Annotated in this window: 2 tRNA genes; both read right to left on the bottom strand. The window is 58.0% G+C overall.

The features are described from left to right. A tRNA-Ala gene (locus HB860_RS22020) sits at positions 1–76 on the bottom strand. Between the two features lie 63 nt (positions 77–139). Then, positions 140–215 (bottom strand) — tRNA-Ala (locus HB860_RS22015). Positions 216–317 lie beyond the last annotated feature (102 nt).

Genomic DNA, 317 nt, shown 5'->3' with positions numbered 1-317 from the left:
TGGTGGAGCTACGCGGGATCGAACCGCGGACCTCTTGCATGCCATGCAAGCGCTCTCCCAGCTGAGCTATAACCCCACAAAGGTCGGCCTGGGTGATACACACCGCACTGCCCTGGGTACTTCATTTCAATCAGGAACCTGGTGGAGCTACGCGGGATCGAACCGCGGACCTCTTGCATGCCATGCAAGCGCTCTCCCAGCTGAGCTATAACCCCTTGGATTCCAGATTGTTCGAGGAGAATTTGGTGGAGCTACGCGGGATCGAACCGCGGACCTCTTGCATGCCATGCAAGCGCTCTCCCAGCTGAGCTATAACC

It is taken from the genome of Aeromonas genomosp. paramedia (assembly GCF_023093515.1).
Classification (GTDB): domain Bacteria; phylum Pseudomonadota; class Gammaproteobacteria; order Enterobacterales; family Aeromonadaceae; genus Aeromonas.
This window is presented reverse-complemented; position numbering and strand designations above follow the sequence as displayed.